The sequence below is a fragment of the Treponema sp. UBA6852 genome (genome assembly GCA_002449305.1).
Taxonomy (GTDB): domain Bacteria; phylum Spirochaetota; class Spirochaetia; order Treponematales; family Treponemataceae; genus Treponema_D.
Window position 1 is genome coordinate 1 of record DKDI01000005.1, and the last position, 19,425, is coordinate 19,425.

The window sequence follows — 19,425 nt, forward strand, 5'->3', positions numbered from 1 at the left end:
GTGGAAAATACAATATTCCTTAAGTTTTTAACAAATTCCAGAAGAAAATCAAATATTCTTGAAGCACGCTATTAAAAAAAAAGTATTTCTGATATATTTTCCGCTATGGAAGAAAGAAAGATTGAAATACTTGATTCTACTTTGCGCGACGGTTCGCAGGGAGAAGGAATAAGCTATTCTGTTCAGGATAAAATTCACATTGTGCAGGCTTTAGATGACTTGGGCATAAAATACATTGAAGCTGGAAACCCCGGCTCGAATCCCAAGGATATGGAATTTTTTCAGCGTGCAAAAAGCCTTAAACTGAAAAATTCACAGATTGTCGCGTTCGGCTCAACAAGGAGAAAGGATTCTTCATGCGCAGAAGATGCGAACTTGCAAAGCCTTCTTTCTGCGGAAACAGAAACTGTTGTTATCTTCGGAAAGACTTGGGATTTTCAGGCTACGGAAATTCTTCACGCTTCCCTTGAAGAAAATCTTGAAATGATAAGAGATACATGCGCATATTTAAAGCAGCGCGGGCGCAATGTTGTTTTTGACGCCGAGCATTTTTTTACAGGCTTCAAGTCGAACAAGGATTACGCTTTAAAAGCTCTTGGCGCTGCGATTGAAGGCGGGGCGAGTGTTCTTTCACTTTGCGAGACAAAAGGCGGCGCAATGATTGAAGAGTGCAGAGAAGGTGTTCGTGCCGCTGTTGAAAAATTCGGGGCAGGAGCTGTGATTGGAATTCACACTCACAATGATTCAGGCCTTGCTGTTGCAAATTCTCTTGTTGCAGTCGAAGCTGGCGCAACTCATGTTCAGGGTGTTCTTCTTGGATTCGGCGAGCGTACAGGAAACGCAAATCTTTCTACGATTATTTCTAACCTTCAGCTTAAAATGAACTGCAAGTGCATTCCAGAGGAAAGCATAAAACTGCTTACTCCAATCTGCAAGCGCGTTGCGGAAATTACAAACATAACGCTTGACCCAGGGCTTCCGTATGTGGGGCAGAATGCTTTTGCGCACAAAGCCGGAATGCACATCGATGCGGTTTTAAAAAATCCGTTTGCTTATGAGCACATTGAGCCTGAGTCAGTTGGAAATTCCCGCGTGTTCCTTATGAGCGAAGTTGCCGGAAGAAGCATGGTTATTGAAAAAATCAGAAAGTTTGATTCGTCGATTACAAAGTCAAGTCCGGTTGTTTCAGAAATCATGGCGAAAGTAAAAGAGCTTGAGCATCAGGGCTATCAGTTTGAAGGCGCAGACGGAAGCTTTGAGCTTTTGGTCCGTAAATCGATTGGAAAATATCAGCCGTTCTTTAAATTGCGCTACTATAAAACTTCCGATGAGTCTCCGCTTATTGAAAAAGGGCTTTATTCTTTTGCCCAGCTTAAAATTGAAGTTGACGGCCATGAAGAAATTGCCGCCGGCGAAGGAAACGGTCCTGTTAATGCTCTTGACTTTGCGTTGCGTACTGCACTCAAATCGTTTTATCCGAGCGTGCAGGATATTCATCTTACAGATTATAAAGTCCGCGTTCTCGACGGAAAATCAGCTACAGCCGCAAGTGTCCGTGTTTTGATTGAGTCTACAGACGGAACTGACAGCTGGACGACAATTGGTGTGAGCTGCGACGTTATTGAAGCTTCCTGGCTTGCCTTGGTTGACTCTTTTGAATACAAACTGATTAAAGATATTGAAAAAAAGTACCACAAATTCATTTAATGTTCTTTACATAAATGTTGCTTTGAGGTATTTTATAAATACTTTATAAACTTTAGTATTAGTAAAGTTTGTTTTGACTTTTTATAGGAGCTTGATTTATGGAAAAAAATATTGCTTTGATTCCCGGAGATGGAATTGGCCCTGATGTTGTTGCAGAAGCTGTAAATGTCTTGAATGCAGTCGCTTCAAAATTCGGTCATAAATTTAATTATGAAACTGTTACTGCCGGCGGATGCGCAATCGATAAGTTTGGAAAGCCGTTGCCGCAGGAAGAACTTGACAAATGCCTTAAAAGCGATGCAGTTCTTCTTGGAGCTGTAGGCGGTCCAAAATGGGACAACCTTCCGTCTGAGCTTCGTCCTGAAAAAGCATTGCTTGGTCTTCGCGGCGGAATGAAAGTTTTTGCAAATCTTCGTCCGGCTGTAATGTGGAAGCAGCTCAAAGATGCCTGTCCTTTAAAAGATGAAATTGTCGGCGACGGACTTAATATTCTCATTGTCCGCGAGCTGATTTCTGGAATTTACTTTGGAGACAGAGGAACTGCCGCAGACGGAAAATCTGCCTGGGACACAGAAAAATATACTTGGAGTGAGATTGAGCGCATTGTCCGCATGGGATTTGAATTCGCACAGAAACGCCAGAAACGTCTTTGTGTAGTTGACAAGGCGAACATCTTGAATTCAAGCCAGCTTTGGAGAAAAGTTACAGAGTCTGTAAAAGGCGACTATCCTGATGTTGCTCTTTCTTACCTTTACATTGACAATGCTTCTATGCAGCTTGTGCGCAATCCGCGCCAGTTCGATGTAATTGCAACAAGCAATATGTTCGGCGACATTCTTTCTGATGAAGCAAGCCAGATTACAGGCTCAATCGGAATGCTGGCTTCAGCTTCTTTGGGCGACGGAGGTCCTGGACTTTACGAGCCGATTCACGGTTCTGCTCCTGACATTGCCGGAAAAAATCTTGCAAATCCTCTTGCAACAATTCTTTCTGCTGCTATGCTTTTGCGTTACAGCTTTGGACTTGAAAAAGAAGCCAAGGTTATTGAAGATGCCGTTAACTCCGTTCTTGATGAAGGCTACAGAACAGGCGATATTGCCGGAAGCCATTTTGAAGAGCTTAAGTCTTCTGGAAAACTTGTCGGCACAAAAGAAATGGGGCAGCTTGTTGTAGAGCGCATTTAGTTTTGTTTTTGCTGTCATTATCAAGGATGTTTCTTTGTCATTGCCGGACTCGCTCCGGCAATCTTGTATATAAATGTACATTGAATTTCCGTATCAACTGCGGGAATGACAGTAAAAATTTCAATAGATTATCGGGTAAAGCCCGATAATGACGTTAATTTATAAAACTCTAAATTCTGCTTTTTTGTTTTTATTTGTGTTTTCTTTCATTTGGGATTACAATTAAGAAAATGCAAAATATTTCTATTTTTTCAGATGACAAGGAACATGAGTTTTCCCAGATAAAAAAAAGTGTGAGCGCCTACATTTTGGATAGCGGCGATACAAGAACAAATCAGTACAAAAAAGCAATCGCTGCCGACGCAATGATTCTTTACGAATTCAATCTTTCAAAAGACTTGATTGTAGGAAATCCTGTACAGAGAATGAGCGATCGGATTGTTCAGCTTAAGCCTGCGATGGGACTTCCTGAAAACTGTTCTTACACTGATTTTATTGATGCGCTTTGCTGGGACTTGTCGGATGAAGAAAAAAAACGTTTCCTTGAAAAGATGAATGTCTACTGCCTCTTGGATTCGTTTATAATGGAAAAATACGAAATTCAATTTGACTCAAGCAGGTCAACTTACAACGGCGAATCTTTTTGGACGCGTACAACAATAATTCTTACAAAGGACGAAAACTCAGGCGACATAATGGGACTTGCCGTTGTAAAAAATATTACAAGCGGCTACAGGCAAAAGGAAGAAAAACTTTATCAGCTGGAAATTATCAACGCGCTTACGATTGAGTACAGCAATGTTTTTATGATAAACGTGATGTCTGGAATAATCCGCATTGTAAGAATCAACGACAGGGTGAGCTCTTTTTACAATGAATCTTTGGAAGGTCTTCCTTATGATGATGTGCTTGATTTTTATGCTAGCGTTTCAGTTTATGAGGATGACCGCGACATGATTAAGCGGGCTTTTTCGCGTGAAAATGTTTTAAAGCAGCTTTCCAAGCGAGAAAGTTATTACGTAAATTTCCGCTCGTATATAAACAGCAAAATTTCCTACATGAAGCTTACGGTTGTTAGAATTGGAAATATCCGCGAAACTGGAAATGTTCTTATGGGCTTTATGAATGTTGACACGGAAACAGAGCATGAGATGAAACAGCGCAAGGCATTGCAGGAAGCGTTGTCTATGGCGGAACTTGCAAGCCATGCAAAGTCTCGTTTCCTTTCCAACATGAGCCACGACATAAGAACTCCTATGAATGCAATTATCGGTTACACTTCGCTTGCAGAAAAACACATCGGGAATCCGGAACTTATAAAGTCAGATCTTGCGCGCATAAAGACAAGCTCAAACTATTTGCTTTGCCTTATAAATGATGTGCTTGATATGTCCCGCATCGAAAGTGGAAAAATAAAAATAAAACTTACATCGAATACAATAGAAGATATTCTTGCGGAAGTTGACAGTGTTATTCAGCCGCAGCTTCAGTCTAAGAAACTTAATTATTCAATTTTGCGCCACGGAAACTTAAGGCGTAAAGTTTTTTGCGACAAACTTAGGCTCAAGCAGATTCTTATAAACATTCTTGGAAACTCTGTAAAATACACAGGAGAAAACGGTTCGATTAAATTCACTGCCGCGGAAACTCCTTCTGTTTCTGACGGATATTCTTCGTATCAGTTTAGAATTAAAGACAACGGAATTGGAATGTCGGAAGAATTCCAGAAAAAAGTTTTTAATCCGTTTGAGCGGGACGAAAATATTGAAAATTTTCATGTTCAAGGAACTGGACTTGGTCTTTCAATTTCAAAAAATCTTGTTGAAAAAATGGACGGTTCAATTTTCCTAAAAAGCAAGAAAGATGTTGGAACAGAATTTCTTATTTGCTTTGACTTTGAAAATGCCCCGGAATCAGAATCTGACAAAAAAGAAATTTCATCTTCCTTGAAAAAAAATGTAGATTTAAAAGGAACTAGAATTCTTTTGGTAGAAGACAACAGCCTTAACCGCGACATCGCAAGAGAACTTTTAAAAGGCGCAGGCTTTGTTATTGACGAGGCTGAAAACGGAAAAATTGCGCTGGATATGCTTTCCGCCTGTCCAGACGGATATTACAAAGTTGTCCTTATGGATGTGATGATGCCTGTTATGAACGGATACGAGGCTTCTATGAAAGTCCGCGAAATGAAAAGCAAGTCCAAGTCTTCTATTCCGATTGTGGCGATGACGGCGAATGCTTTTGAAGAGGACAAGGAGCAGGCTTTGAAATCTGGAATGGACTATTTTGTTTCTAAGCCATTTGACATAAAGTCGCTGCTTTCTCTTTTGTCTGAAATTCTTGTTGATGCAAATTAAAATCTGGTTTTTAAATGTCTTGTCTTCCCTCCAAAAAAGTGTAATACTAGCGTAAAATTATTAGCTTGTTTTGGAGGATTTTATGAGTTTAGATTTTCCGTTGAGCCATGCCCAGCTTATTGAGCTTGCAAAGAAATTTCCGACTCCTTTCTATATTTATGATGAAAAAGCAATCCGCGAAAATGTAAAGTATTTTTATAAAGCGTTCAGCATTTTTCCTTCGTTCACGGAATATTTTGCAGTCAAGGCGCTTCCAAATCCTTACATTCTGAAAGTTCTTGAAAGCGAAGGTTGCGGCGGAGACTGTTCTAGCTTGCCGGAGCTTATGCTTTGTGAAAAATCTGGAATAACCGGGCACAGAATAATGTTTACAAGCAACGACACTCCTGCCCAGGAATTTGTTTATGCACAGAAACTTGGAGCAATTATAAATCTTGATGACATTACCCATATCGACTTTCTGAAAAATGCTCTTGGCGGAAAACTTCCAGACACAATCTGCTTTAGATATAATCCGGGACCTTTAAAAGAAGGCGGAAACTCCATAATCGGAAAGCCTGAGGAAGCCAAGTACGGACTTACAAAAGAGCAGATGATTCAAGCTTATAAAATCTGCAAGGCGGAAGGCGTAAAGCATTTTGGAATTCACACGATGGTTGCTTCCAATGAGCTTAATCCTGATTTCTTTGTTGATACTGCGCGCATAGTTTTTGAACTTATCCTAGAAGTACAAAAAGAATGCGGTGTTAACATTGAATTTGCAGATCTTGGCGGCGGAGTTGGAATCCCTTATAAGAGCGGGCAAAAAAAAGTTGATCTTGATTATGTCGCAAAAGGGATAAAAGTTCTTTACGATAAAATGATTGTTCCGGTTGGACTAGATCCTTTAAAACTCTGCTTTGAATGCGGACGCCCGATTACAGGACCTTACGGCTGGCTTGTTACAAAGGCAATTCACGAAAAAAATATCTACCGCAACTATATTGGAGTTGACGCAAGCATGGCAGACTTGATGCGCCCTGGAATGTACGGAGCTTACCATGAAGTTACTGTCAGCGGAAAAGAAAATGCTCCTAAAGATTTTGTTTATGACGTTTCTGGAAGCCTGTGCGAAAACTGCGACAAGTTTGCGGTTCAGAGAAGTCTTCCAAAAATTGAAATAGGAGATCTTTTGATTATCCACGATGCCGGCGCGCACGGAAGAGCGATGGGCTTTAATTACAACGGAAAACTTCGTGCCGGAGAACTTCTTTTGCGTTTAGATGGAACTGTAAAAGAAATCCGCCGCCGTGAAACTGTTGAGGATTATTTTGCTACATTGGATTTTGAAGGACTGAAAAATTTCAGCTGATTCTGACTTTTATAAATTTGCCATTGGAGGTAAAAAAGATGGTTGAAAAAATTGAATGGAGCGACTCTTATCTTTTGGGAATTCCTGAAATTGACAATCAGCATAAAAAACTGATTCAGATTGCAAATGAACTTTATGCTACGGCTACTGGCACTGATGAAGCTTATGGTCTTAATATGGCGAAAGTTCTGAAAAAGCTTACAGACTACACGGTTTATCATTTTTCAAATGAAGAAGAATTTATGCGCAAGTACGGATATTCAGGCGTTGATATTCACAAGACTGCGCATGACAACTTTATAAATGAAGTTAACCATCAGATTAAGCAGCTTTCTTCCGACCGCAAAGATGACGGCGCAAGGTTCTATTCTTACATGGTTGGCTGGATTTTGAATCACATTGCAAAAGCCGACCGCGTCTGGGCTGCGTTTGTAAAGCCAAAGATTTCATAAGCGAGTTTTTTATTTTTTAGTTGAAAGACTTCCGGTTTCTTTTGAGGCTGGAAGTCTTTTTTGTTTCCATTAGAAAATCAAATTCATTTTTCAGCAATTCAGAATTTATTGACATATCATTTTAGTTAGTGTAAGATAACGAAGATTAGAGCAGGTTAATTTTTATTTGTTTTAGGTAATTTTTGTTGCTCTTTGTTAACTTGCTAGGAGGTTTTTATGCCATTATTGTTTGCAAATCCTGGAGATGAAGTAAAAATTTCTGGTGTGAATGGAAATCCGCAGGTAAAGCAGCATTTGAATGAACTTGGGTTCAATGTTGGTTCTTTAGTCACGATTGTTCAGAAAGTAAAGACCGGCTTGATTGTAAAAGTCAAGGAAGCCCGTGTCGCATTGGACAGCAGTTTGGCGTCTAAAATCATTGTCTGATTTTCTAAAACTCAAATCGAAAGTTGAAACTTTCTCATTGGCTTTTTATAGGAGTAAAATAAATGGGTACATTGCGTGAAGCACAGGTTGGTTCAACTGTAAAGGTAAAAAAGTTGAACGGTGAGGGCGCTTTAAAAAGGCGTCTTATGGACATGGGATTTACAAACGGATGCGAAGTTTATATCCGCAAAGTCGCACCTCTTGGCGATCCTGTTGAAGTTACAATTCGTGGCTATGAGCTTAGCGTTCGCAAAGATGACGCTGAAAATATTGAGGTAGAATAAAATGTCAGAAATCAGAATTGCTCTTGCAGGAAATCCAAACTGCGGAAAAACCACAATGTTCAACAACCTTACAGGCTCAAACCAGTATGTAGGAAACTGGCCTGGAGTTACTGTTGAAAAGAAAGAAGGAAAAATGAAAGGCATGAAAGATGTTGTTGTAACAGACTTGCCTGGAATTTATTCACTTTCACCTTATACTTCAGAGGAAGTTGTTTCCCGCGATTATCTCATCAAAGACAATCCGGATGCAATCCTTGACTTGGTTGATGCTACAAATATTGAAAGAAACCTTTATCTTACAACTCAGCTTCTTGAACTTGGAAAGCCTACTGTAATTGCCTTGAACATGATTGATGTTCTTAAGAAGTCAGGCGATTCTGTTGATACAGAAAAACTTCAGGCTGAACTTGGATGCGCTGTAATTGAAACAAGCGCGCTCAAAGGAACTGGTGTAAAAGAAGCTGCCGCTGCTGCAAAGAAAGCCGCTGAGTCTGGAAAAGCTTTTATTCCATCTGCTGTTTTCTCAAAAGATGTTGAAGAATATATTTCAAAAATGGAAGCTCTTGTTCCTTCAACTGTAAAATCAGAATTGAAAAGATGGTATGCTATAAAGCTTCTCGAACGCGATTCTGTTGTGCTTGGTCAGCTTGCTCTTTCTTCTGCGGATTCTGCAAAGGCTGAAGAAATTTCAAAGGCATTGGAAAAAGCAAAAGATGATGATGTTGAGTCAATCATAACAAATGAACGTTACGTTTACATTCAGGGAATTGTAAGCCGCTGCGTAAGAAAGTCTGGACAGAAAATGACTCGCTCAGACAAAATCGACCGCATCGTTACAAACCGCTGGCTTGGAATTCCAATTTTCCTTGCTGTAATGTGGGTTGTTTATTACATTGCGGTTTCTTCGCTTGGAACAGTTTTGACTGACTGGGCAAATGACGGACTCTTTGGAGACGGATGGAACTTCCTTGGAATTGAAGGACTTGCTATTCCTGGAATTTCAGCTTCCGTGGAAGAGGCTCTCACAAATGCTGGAGCAAACGAAGTTCTTATTGACTGCATTGTTAACGGAGTTATTGGCGGTGTTGGAGCTGTTCTTGGATTCGTTCCTCAGATGGCTGTTTTGTTCCTTCTTCTTTCCTTGATTGAAGACTGCGGATATATGGTTCGCATTGCATTCGTTATGGACCGAATTTTCCGCAAATTTGGTCTTTCAGGAAAATCGTTTATTCCGCTTCTTGTAGGTTCTGGCTGTGGCGTTCCTGGAATTATGGCAAGCCGCACAATCGAAAATGACAACGACAGACGTCTTACAATCTTTACTACTACTTGGGTTCCTTGTGGAGCAAAGCTTCCTGTAATTGCGCTTATCTCTGGTGTTATCGGTGCAAAACTCACTGGCTGGGATGGCGGCTCTCTTACACTTTTGATGTACGTAATCGGAATCGGAGCTGTTGTAATGGCTGCAATCATGCTCAAGAAAACAAAGCCTTTCCACGGAAAAGCCGCGCCTTTCGTTATGGAACTTCCGCAGTATCACCTTCCGCAGCTTAAGACAGTTCTCATGCACACTTGGGAACGCCTTAGAGGATTCATTGTAAAAGCCGGAACAATTCTTTTTGTTGCTTGTCTTGTAATTTGGTTCCTTTCTTCTTACGGATTCGCTTCTCCAAAAGATGAAGTTGTAGAAAACGGCGAAGTTGTAGAAGAGGCAGTTGAAGGCGGATTTGGACTTGTTGACGCAGATGAGTCTTTGCTTGCTGATGTTGGAAATGTTATCCGCTACGTATTCAAGCCTCTTGGATTTGGTGAAAAAGTTGGCGGATGGCAGAGCGCGGCAGCTAGCTTGTCTGGATTCAGCGCAAAAGAAGCTATTGTTTCTACAATGGGTGTTCTTGCAAATGTTGATGAAGAAAACGTTGAAGATGATGCTGTCGTTGCTGAAGCTATCGGCGGATGGTTTGCTACAGCTTTGGCGGCCTTTGCATTCCTTATGTTCAACTTGCTTGATTCTCCTTGTCTTGCCGCAATTGCTACAATGGCAAATGAACTTAAGAGCCGCAAGTGGTTCTGGTTTGCAATTATTTTCCAAAATGTTTTTGCTTATGTTTTGACATTGATTGTTTACCAGCTTGGAATGCTTTTTGTTCACGGACACTTTGGCGTAGGAACTGTATTCGCCTTTGTTTTCCTTGCAGGAATTATTTTCGCTTTGTTCAGAAAAGATCCTTACAAGGGACAGTACTTTGATTCAAAGAGCGCGTCATAAAAATTATGGGCGGCTCCATAGGTAAATTTTCTATGGGAATAATGATTGCCGTGCTCGCAGTTCTTTATGTTCTGTGCGTTGCGGTAATCACAATCGTAGAAAAAATAAAAAAGCACAAACAAAAGGATGAAGCTTGAGAAAGTTTTGTTCTTGAACTGAATAAGGCTTTCTAGGAATTTTTTCTTGGAAAGCCTTGTTTTTTTTATCAAGTTTATTTATTTTTTTTTTCAGAGGCTGATTATGATTGGAAACATTGTAGGAATTCTTGTGCTTGCAGTATGGCTTATTGCTGTTGCTGTTTACATAATAAAGCAGAAAAGAAATGCGCGTTTAAGCGGAAATCACATCTGCATTGGTTGCCCTGGAGCCGCCGGTTGTAAAAAATGCCATTGCAAATAAAATAGAAAAAATTTTCTGTTGATTAAATTAAAAAAAAATGATAGCTTGAATTGTCAAAAAAACAGCGTTGTTGATTTTTTGATTCTCTGGAGAGTCTCCATAAATCCTTGTGGAGCGCCGAAGGGTTAAGGCTATTCAAGCCGACATCTCAGGCAAAGTGGACAGAGCATAAAAAATGTCCGTTCATCACTCTTTGGAGAGCCTGTCTAGGTAAAACTGGGCGGCTCTTATTTTTTTTCTTGAGAGGACACAAAATGTCTTTTGAATCAATCCTCAACAAAATTGATGATGTCGTATGGGGACTTCCCACCATCATCCTGATTCTTGTCACAGGCCTTCTGATGACAATCCGTACACGTGGAATCCAGTTTACTAAGCTTGGACGCGCATTCAAGGGAATCTTCAAGGAAAATGAAGGTCACGGCGAGCTTTCAGGATTCAGCGCGCTCTGCACGGCTCTTTCGGCTACAATCGGAACTGGAAACATCGTCGGCGTTGCAACTGCTATTCTTGCAGGCGGTCCTGGAGCTCTTTTCTGGATGTGGTTTGCCGCAATTCTTGGAACTGCCACAAAATATGCGGAATGCATGCTTTCAATCAAGTACCGCGAGGTCAAAGAGGACGGACACGTTCTTGGCGGACCTTTCTATGTTATTGAGAAGGGAATGGGCAAGAACTGGAAATGGCTTGCAGTTCTTTTTGCGATTTTCGGAACATTGGTTGGACTTTTTGGAATCGGAACTTTTACTCAGGTGAACGGAATCTGCGGCGCGGTTCAGAATGCTTTTGATCCTAATAAGGCTGCGGTTGCTTTCTCAATCGGCGCAAACTCATATTCCTGGGCAACTGTAATTGGCGGTGCGGTAATCACTGTTGCGACGGCTCTTGTTGTAATCGGCGGACTTAAGAGAATTGCAAAAGTCGCTGAAAAAGTTGTTCCTGCGATGGCGATAATCTACGTGTTCCTTGGGCTTTCAGTTCTTATTATGAACGCGACAAAAATTCCTGACGCATTCGCTTTAATTTTTAAAGGCGCGTTTGGTGTTGATACAGGTGTGAAGGCAATTGCCGGTGCGGCTGCAGGAACTATCATAAAGATGGCAATGCAGAAAGGTATTGCGCGCGGAATCTTTTCTAATGAGGCGGGACTTGGTTCAGCTCCGATTGCAGCTTCTGCGGTTCAGACAAACGAACCTGTAGAGCAGGGAATGGTAAACATGACCGGAACTGTAATCGACACTCTGATTATCTGTACTATGACAGGACTTTCAATCGTAATCGCTGGCGGAGATGTATGGAACAGCGGACTTTCCGGAGCGGCTCTCACTTCGGCTGCGTTCTCAAAAGTTCTCGGCGGCGATCAGCATTCGGTTCAGTTCCTGCTCATGCTCTGCCTTGTGTTCTTCGCATTCACGACAATCCTCGGCTGGGACTACTATTCTGAAAAATGTCTTGAGTACCTTTCAAACGGAAACATGACAGTTGTAAAAGTCTACAGATGGCTCTACATTCTTGCAGTTGCAATCGGACCTTATATGACGATTTCAGCAGTATGGACAATTGCTGACATTACAAATGGTCTTATGGCAATTCCGAACTGCATCTCGCTCATTGTTCTAAGCGGCATCGTGGCAAAAGAAACTAAAGACTATTTCGATAGAAAACCAAAGCTTTAATGCTACGCTGAATTTTTCTTTTAGAGGCATGGTGTTTTTTACATCATGCCTTTTTTTCTTGCAACTTTTTTTGTAAAAGCGTGTCTTATATTTTAAGAGGTTATAAATTTTATGAACCAGATTGTTTCGCCTGCTGCACAGGTTATTGTTTCGATTATTCCGATTGTGGGAATTTGTTTTGCGGCATCAATTATTTTTTTCGCCTTGCTATGGAAGCACCACGAAAACGTAATGCTGATTCAAAAAGATTCGTACAAGCCGCCGAGAATTGATTTGCGGAATTTTTCTTTGCTTTTGGGGCTTTGTCTTGTCGGCGTGGGAATTGTTCTTTCTCTGATGTTCTTGCTTTTAAAGCATCTTTCCTGGGGACTTTTGGGCGGACTTATTCCGCTTGCAGCCGGAGTAATGCTTTTGCTTTTCCACAGGATTTCAAAGTAATTTTTCAGTTTTAGTTTTTATCTATGAAAAAAACAATTTCTTCGTCGCTGGAAAATCTTGTTATTCGAAAACGGGATTTCTATTATGTGCAGGAAACTTTGAATGGTTCTTCCCGTGCGTTTTCCAAGTTGACGGGTTTTTATTATAAACGTATTTTTGCAATTGGAATGCGGTTTTTTCATAATCAGGCTGACTCTGAGGATTTTGCGCAGAATGTTTTTTTGAAGGCTTATGAAAAGCTTTCAACTTTTAAAGGCGAAAGTCTTTTTTCAACTTGGCTTACAAGAATTGCTTTTACAACTGCTATGAATCAAAAAGAAAGAAGCCACAATGCGGAAACTCTTTCTGATGAAAATTTGATTCCGGGCAAAAACAAAACACCCGAGGAAGAGCTTATTTATTCTGCGACTGTGGAAGCCGTAAAAGGCTCTCTTGAAATTTTGCCTGAACGTTATGCTGAATGTGTGCGGCTATATTTTTTTAACAGCATGAGCCATGAGGAAATTTCAAAAGTTACAGGAATTCCCGTGAACACAATCAAGTCGCATATTTTCCGCGCAAAAAAAATTCTTGGGAAAAAGCTGGAGGATTATAAATGAAAAAGAACTGCGATTTTTATATGGATAAATTTTTCGCCTTGGACAAAAACGAGAGGCTGCCTGTAAGCCTTACATTGCATCTTTTATTTTGCAAAAAATGCAGAAACTTTGTAAGAAAATTTTCACTGCTAGAAAAAAAATGTTCCAAGGAAAATATGAAAAAGATTTCATGTGATTCAAAAAATGTTGTTGAAATAATGCGCCGTCTTGATTCAGCTTATGAAATGTACAACTTGCAAAAAGAGCGTGTTTCGATGCGACAGTGGCTTGTGGCTGGCGCGACTTTAATTTTGTGCGTTGTCCTTTTTGAAACGCTTGCATTTTTTGCTTCCGCGGAATTTTTTGTTTTTCCTTTGTCACTTTTTTTTGCGTTTAGTATAATTATGTATTGTGCGGCTTTTGTTGGAACAAATATGGATTTTTTCATTAAAAAGTGGAAAATCCAATGAAAAACTGATATAATCTTGGCATGGAAATTTTGAACTCTCTACCCGGAACACCACTTCCACTTGGAGCTTCTGTTGCTGAAGGCGGCGTTAATTTTTCAGTTTTTAGCCGGAATGCCACAAAGGTATTTTTGGAATTTTATTCTGCCAGCGAGGACAGCGAGCCTTATGCTCAAGTTGAATTCAGTCCTTCTGAAAATAGAACCGGCGATATTTGGCATGCGTTTGTGCCAGGAATAAAGCCAGGCTCTCTTTATCTTTTTAGGGTAGATGGACCGTTCGAGCCTTCAAAAGGCCACAGGTTCAATGTGCATCAAAGGCTTTTTGATCCTTATGCAAAGGCGATTACTCCAGTTTCTGTTTTTTATAATCTTCCGCCCGATTATTCTGCGCCGCTTGACAAGAACGATATTGAGCATGGAAAAAATCAATGCGCAAAAGTTTTTCCCAAGTGTGTTGTTGTTGATAATAAAAATTTTGACTGGCAGGGCGACAAGCCCATTAATAGGCCTTTGTCGGAAAGTGTAATTTATGAAGTTCATTTAAAAGGCTTTACTGCCGGAAAAAATGCTGGAGTTTCTTGCCCGGGAACTTACGCTGGCTTTATTGAAAAAATTCCTTATCTTAAGGATTTGGGAATTACTGCGGTTGAGCTTCTTCCTGTTTTTGAATTTGATGAATTTGAAAATTCAAATGTGAATCCGCGCACTGGCGAGCGTATGAAAAATTACTGGGGCTACAGCACGATAAATTTCTTTTCACCTAAGGCTTCTTTTGCGGCGGACAAAACTCCAGGCGGCTGCGTAAATGAATTTAAAACTTTGGTTCGTGAACTTCATAAAGCTGGAATCGAAGTTATTCTTGATGTTGTTTTCAACCACACTGCTGAAGGAAACGAGCATGGCGTCGCTTTGAATTTCCGCGGATTTGAAAATAGCGTTTACTACACTCTCGTTACTAGCCACAAAGAATACTACATGAATTTTTCAGGCTGCGGAAACACCGTGAACTGCAATCATCCTGTTGTAAGAAATTTTATAATCGACAGTTTGCGCTATTGGGTTTTGAATTATCACATTGACGGATTTAGATTCGACTTGGCTTCAATTTTGAGCAGAGGACAGGAAGGCGAGCTTTTGAAATTTCCGCCGCTTACAAATGCAATTGCTGAAGACCCTGTTCTTGGCAAGACAAAAATAATTGCAGAGCCTTGGGATGCTGGCGGAGCTTATCAGCTTGGAGGATTTCCAGGCGGAAGATGGGCTGAATGGAACGACCGTTTCCGTGATGACATAAGAAGATTTTGGCGCGGAGACGAATATGTTTCTACAAATGCGGCTACAAGAATCAGCGGCTCAAGCGACCTTTTCACAATTTCTGGACGCGCTCCTTACCACAGCATAAATTATGTTTGCTGCCATGACGGATTTACAATGAACGACTTGGTAAGCTACAACGGAAAACATAACGATGAAAACGGCGAAGGCAACCGCGATGGCTCTGACTCAAACTGGAGCTACAACCACGGCTATGAAGGCCCTACATTGAATCCTGTAATTGAAAAAATGCGCAACCGACAAATGCGCAACTATATGCTTACTCTTTTGATTTCGCAAGGAACACCGATGCTTTTGGGTGGAGACGAATTTCGCAGGGGGCAGCAGGGAAACAACAATGCGTATTGCCAGGACAATGACATTAGCTGGTTTGACTGGGGAAACTGCGGCTTGAATTCCGCACTTGTCTCGTTTACAAGAAAAGCAATCGGGCTAAGAAAAAATCATCCTGTTTTCCGCCGCACTGAATTCTTTAAAGGCAATATGGCAGGAAAGCAACCGGACATTCAATGGTATTCTGCCGACGGAAGCAATCCTGACTGGAGCAAAATTTCAAGGTTCCTTGCATTCAGGCTTTTGGGGACATTTGATTCCGGGACAGAAAAAATTTCAGACAATGATTTTTTTATCGCCGCAAACACAGACCGTCAGGATATAATGCTTAGAATTCCTGCGATTACAGATTCCCGCAAATGGTACAGAATCGCAGACACTTCGATTGAAGATGAAACGTCGCTTCTTTCTGTTGAAAATGCTGAAACTTTGCTTTCTCAAGACCGCTATGTGCTTCCTGCCAGCTCTATGCTGATTCTGGTCGCAAAATAAAATTATGCGGGAACTTGAATAAGGAAACGTTTCCATATTATACTAGGTAAACATAATGCCGTTTTGCTTTTTAGCTTAACAGGCTGATTGGAGGAATATAAAAATGACTTTTGATGCAGAGCAGTTTAAGGAAAATCTCACAGCCCGTCTGCGCCGCCAGTATGGAAAAGACATCACACAGGCAAATAAGCACGACTTGTTTGATGCAGTAAGCGCGAGCGCGCTTGAAATTATCATGCCAAACTGGATGAATACCCGCAAAGAGTATGAGGCTAAGCCTACAAAGCAGCTTTATTATTTGAGCGCAGAGTTTTTGATGGGACGCGCGCTGGGAAACAACCTGATTAATTCTGGCATTATGGAGCAGGTAAAAGATGTTCTTAAAGACATGAACATCAGCTACGATTTTATTGAAGATGAAGAGCCTGATGCTGGTCTTGGAAACGGCGGTCTTGGTCGTCTTGCGGCTTGCTTCCTTGATTCCCTTGCAACTCTTGAATATCCGGGACACGGCTACGGAATCCGCTATGAATATGGAATGTTCGAGCAGCATATTATCAACGGCGAGCAGGTTGAATTCCCTGATAACTGGCTTAAGCACCGCGATCCTTGGGAAGTAAAAAGAAGCGACCTCGCTGTAACTGTAAAATTCGGCGGACAGATTAAATATGGAAAAACTCCTGACGGACAGGACAGATTCTATCTTGAAAACGCAGAGGAAATTACAGCAACTCCTTACGATATGCCGATTGTTGCCTATGGCTCAAACACAGTAAACACATTGCGCTTGTGGCAGGCTTCAAGTCCTAATGGATTCGATCTTCAGCTTTTCAACGATATGCAGTATCATCGCGCAGTTGAACGCCAGAACGATGCTGAAAATATCAGCCGTGTTCTTTATCCAAACGACAACGGTCCAATGGGAAAAGAGCTTCGTTTGCGCCAGCAGTATTTCTTCACTTCTGCATCCCTTCAGGATTTGGTTCATCACTTTGTAAATACTTACGGAGCTGATTTCTCAAAGTTCCCTGAATACCATGTTATTCAGCTTAATGATACTCATCCTGTAGTTGCAATTCCTGAGCTTATGAGAATTCTCATTGATGAATACAATGTGGGCTGGGATGATGCTTGGAGCGTTGTTCAGAAAACTTTTGCTTACACAAACCACACAATTCTTTCTGAAGCTTTGGAAAAGTGGACAATCGAAGTTTTCCAGAAACTCCTTCCGCGTATTTATCAGATTGTTGAAGAAATCAACCGCCGCTTTGTAATTGAACTTCGCCAGCAGTTCCCTAACGACTATGAAAAGCAGAACCACATGGCAATTATCCATGACGGAAAAGTTTACATGGCATGGCTTGCAATCCACGCAGGTTTCAGTGTAAACGGTGTTGCTGCCCTTCATACAAAAATTCTTAAGGAGCAGGAACTTAAGGACTGGTATAAAATTTATCCAGAAAAGTTCAACAACAAGACAAACGGTGTTACACAGAGAAGATGGCTTTTGTTCGCAAATCCTGAGCTTTCAGAATTCATTACAAAGAGAATTGGACACGGCTGGGAAAAAGAGCTTTCTCTTCTTAAAGGCCTTGAAAAATATGTTGATGATGATGCTTCTTTGGAAGAGCTTATTGCAATCAAACGCCACAACAAGGAAAATCTCGCTGAATACTTAAAGCACAGCCAAAACGAATTCCTTGATCCGGAAAGCATTTTTGATACACAGGTAAAGCGTCTGCATGAATACAAGAGACAGCTTTTGAATGTGTTCCATATCATGTATCTTTACAACAAGATTGTTGAAGATCCAAGCTACAATCCTCCTGCACGCACATTTATTTTCGGCGCAAAGGCAGCTTCTGGTTACCGCCGTGCAAAAGCAATCATCAAGCTTATCAACACTGTTGCAGAAAGAGTCAACAATGACCGCCGCGTTCGTGGCAAGCTTCGTGTTGTGTTTGTTGAAAACTACCGCGTTTCAGTCGCAGAAAAAATCATTCCGGCTTCTGATGTTTCCGAGCAGATTTCAACAGCGGGCTTTGAGGCTTCTGGAACTTCAAACATGAAGTTTATGATGAACGGCGCGCTCACAATCGGTACTTTGGACGGTGCAAATATTGAAATTGTTGAAGAGGCTGGAGAAGACAACGCATTTATCTTCGGTCTTAAGGCTGATGAAATTGTCAAGATGAAGCAGGAGCATTCTTACAATCCTACAAAATATCTTGACAGAAATCCGGCTCTTGCAAAAGTTGTAAATCAGCTTGTTGACGGAACTTACGATCCAAGCGGACTTTTGTTCAAGGAACTTCACGATTCGATTGTTTACGGTGTTGAAGGACAGCAGCCTGACGTTTACTTTATTCTTGCTGACTTTGATTCTTATGTTAAGGCTCACGAAAAACTTGCCGCTGAATATGCTGACAAAAAAGCCTGGGCGAAAAAAGCTTTAATCAACATTGCAAACAGCGGAAAATTCTCAAGCGACAGAACAATTGAAGACTACGTAAAAGACATCTGGCACTTGAAGAAAGTAATTGTAAAATAACTTTTGACGTTGCCGTGTTTTTGCATGGCTGTTCTTACTCCGTGTGGATTTTTCTGCACGGAGTTTTTTTTAGGCTTTATCCAAGTCATATTGACCTTTAGGCTGAAAAGTCATTATCTTATCCGCTATGGAAAAACGTGAACTTTCTATTATTTTTGGAGCGGGACTGGTTCTTACTGCCGCAATCTGGGGATTTGCTTTTGTTGTTGTAAAAGACAGCTTGGATTTTGTCGGACCTACTTGGATGGTTGCAATCAGATTTACAATTGCAGCTATCTGCTTTGGCTTGATTTTTATAAAAAGATTTCAGCATTTAAATAAAGATATTTTTTTTCACGGATGCTTTTTGGGACTTCTTCTGTTTTTGGGCTATCTTACCCAGACGATTGGCTGCAATTTTACAACGGCAGGAAAAAACGCTTTCCTTACAACTTTTTATGTGATTCTTGTTCCTCTTATCGGCTGGCCTGTGTTTAAGAAAAAGCCTGGCTGGTATGTCTGGGTTGCGGCGGCTGTGGCGCTTACAGGAATAGGCTTGCTTGCCCTTGACGGAGACGGCGCCTGGTACGTTATGAACCGCGGAGATGTTCTTACTTTAATATGCGGAATTTTCTTTGCGCTTCACATAATAGCAGGTTCGTTTTTTGTAAAGAAAGAAGATGTGATTCTGCTTACATTTTTTCAGTTTGCGGCGAGCGGAGTTCTCGGATTTTTAACTGCGCCTTTTTTAGACGGAAACTTTGATATTTCACTGATAAAAAATTCAACCGTTGTTGTTTCAATGCTTTACCTTGGAATTTTCAGTTCAATGGTTTGCTTCGTGCTTCAAAATGTCGGACTCAAATATGTGCCTTCCGCGCTGGCTTCTCTCTTCCTTTCGTTGGAAAGTGTTTTTGGAGTTCTTTGCAGCTGCATTTTTCTTGGTGAACGCCTTACACTAAAAATGTTCGTTGGCTGCGCCTTAATTTTCTTTGCAATAGTTCTGGCGGAAGTGATTCCAAATTTAAGGCAAGGCAAGAAATGATCTTTTTAATGACATAAAATTATATTATGTCATTATGACGTTTTTTTAATAAATGTCTTGATAAACTCCTTTATCCGTGATATTCTTTTCTCCAGTTAAA

The 19,425-nt window shown here is 40.9% G+C and carries 16 protein-coding genes and 1 riboswitch; all 16 genes read left to right on the plus strand.

Annotated features, from left to right (window positions below; all coding sequences use genetic code 11):
* The first annotated feature begins 105 nt into the window (after window positions 1–105).
* The 16 genes from cimA (at window position 106) to B3209_RS01210 (ending at window position 19,325) form a co-directional block, all read left to right on the plus strand.
* Window positions 106–1,707 carry a citramalate synthase gene (gene cimA / locus B3209_RS01135; RefSeq protein ID WP_296665279.1) on the plus strand — a complete coding sequence of 534 codons (1,602 nt, stop codon included), beginning with the start codon at window positions 106–108 and terminating at the stop codon, window positions 1,705–1,707.
* Window positions 1,708–1,805: 98 nt separating this feature from the next.
* The gene (gene leuB, locus B3209_RS01140) at window positions 1,806–2,891 is read left to right on the plus strand and encodes a 3-isopropylmalate dehydrogenase (protein ID WP_296013388.1); all 1,086 of its coding nucleotides are present in this window, start codon (window positions 1,806–1,808) and stop codon (window positions 2,889–2,891) included.
* 230 nt (window positions 2,892–3,121) lie between these two features.
* The gene (locus B3209_RS01145; RefSeq protein ID WP_296665277.1) at window positions 3,122–5,248 is read left to right on the plus strand and encodes a hybrid sensor histidine kinase/response regulator; all 2,127 of its coding nucleotides are present in this window, start codon (window positions 3,122–3,124) and stop codon (window positions 5,246–5,248) included.
* Between the two features lie 82 nt (window positions 5,249–5,330).
* Window positions 5,331–6,599: a diaminopimelate decarboxylase family protein gene (locus B3209_RS01150; protein WP_296665275.1), complete on the plus strand. Its 1,269-nt coding sequence runs from the start codon at window positions 5,331–5,333 to the stop codon at window positions 6,597–6,599.
* Between the two features lie 38 nt (window positions 6,600–6,637).
* Window positions 6,638–7,051, plus strand: coding sequence for a bacteriohemerythrin (locus tag B3209_RS01155; RefSeq protein WP_296013382.1), 414 nt, complete (start codon window positions 6,638–6,640; stop codon window positions 7,049–7,051).
* A gap of 216 nt (window positions 7,052–7,267) precedes the next feature.
* A complete protein-coding gene (locus B3209_RS01160) occupies window positions 7,268–7,477 on the plus strand; it encodes a FeoA family protein (protein WP_295795719.1) in 210 nt (69 codons plus the stop codon).
* 62 nt (window positions 7,478–7,539) lie between these two features.
* Complete coding sequence (locus B3209_RS01165; protein WP_295795717.1) at window positions 7,540–7,761, plus strand: FeoA family protein; 222 nt, start codon at window positions 7,540–7,542, stop codon at window positions 7,759–7,761.
* A gap of 1 nt (window position 7,762) precedes the next feature.
* A complete protein-coding gene (gene feoB, locus B3209_RS01170) occupies window positions 7,763–10,030 on the plus strand; it encodes a ferrous iron transport protein B (RefSeq protein WP_296689559.1) in 2,268 nt (755 codons plus the stop codon).
* Window positions 10,031–10,270: 240 nt separating this feature from the next.
* Complete coding sequence (locus B3209_RS01175) at window positions 10,271–10,429, plus strand: hypothetical protein (RefSeq protein ID WP_296029426.1); 159 nt, start codon at window positions 10,271–10,273, stop codon at window positions 10,427–10,429.
* 76 nt (window positions 10,430–10,505) lie between these two features.
* Window positions 10,506–10,604: riboswitch (glycine riboswitch) on the plus strand.
* 79 nt (window positions 10,605–10,683) lie between these two features.
* Complete coding sequence (locus tag B3209_RS01180; RefSeq protein WP_296665271.1) at window positions 10,684–12,105, plus strand: alanine/glycine:cation symporter family protein; 1,422 nt, start codon at window positions 10,684–10,686, stop codon at window positions 12,103–12,105.
* A 111-nt stretch (window positions 12,106–12,216) separates the two neighbouring features.
* The gene (locus B3209_RS01185) at window positions 12,217–12,543 is read left to right on the plus strand and encodes a hypothetical protein (RefSeq protein ID WP_296689561.1); all 327 of its coding nucleotides are present in this window, start codon (window positions 12,217–12,219) and stop codon (window positions 12,541–12,543) included.
* Window positions 12,544–12,566: 23 nt separating this feature from the next.
* Window positions 12,567–13,142, plus strand: a complete 576-nt coding sequence (locus B3209_RS01190) for an RNA polymerase sigma factor (RefSeq protein ID WP_296665269.1) — start codon at window positions 12,567–12,569, stop codon at window positions 13,140–13,142.
* Window positions 13,139–13,591 carry a hypothetical protein gene (locus B3209_RS01195; RefSeq protein ID WP_296689563.1) on the plus strand — a complete coding sequence of 151 codons (453 nt, stop codon included), beginning with the start codon at window positions 13,139–13,141 and terminating at the stop codon, window positions 13,589–13,591. Before B3209_RS01190 ends, B3209_RS01195 begins: the two co-directional genes overlap by 4 nt.
* 20 nt (window positions 13,592–13,611) lie before the next feature.
* A complete protein-coding gene (glgX, locus tag B3209_RS01200) occupies window positions 13,612–15,750 on the plus strand; it encodes a glycogen debranching protein GlgX (RefSeq protein WP_296689564.1) in 2,139 nt (712 codons plus the stop codon).
* Between the two features lie 103 nt (window positions 15,751–15,853).
* Window positions 15,854–18,301 carry a glycogen/starch/alpha-glucan phosphorylase gene (locus tag B3209_RS01205; RefSeq protein WP_296665263.1) on the plus strand — a complete coding sequence of 816 codons (2,448 nt, stop codon included), beginning with the start codon at window positions 15,854–15,856 and terminating at the stop codon, window positions 18,299–18,301.
* Between the two features lie 127 nt (window positions 18,302–18,428).
* Window positions 18,429–19,325 (plus strand): DMT family transporter, encoded by an 897-nt coding sequence (locus B3209_RS01210; protein ID WP_296689566.1) that lies wholly within the window; start codon window positions 18,429–18,431, stop codon window positions 19,323–19,325.
* Window positions 19,326–19,425 lie beyond the last annotated feature (100 nt).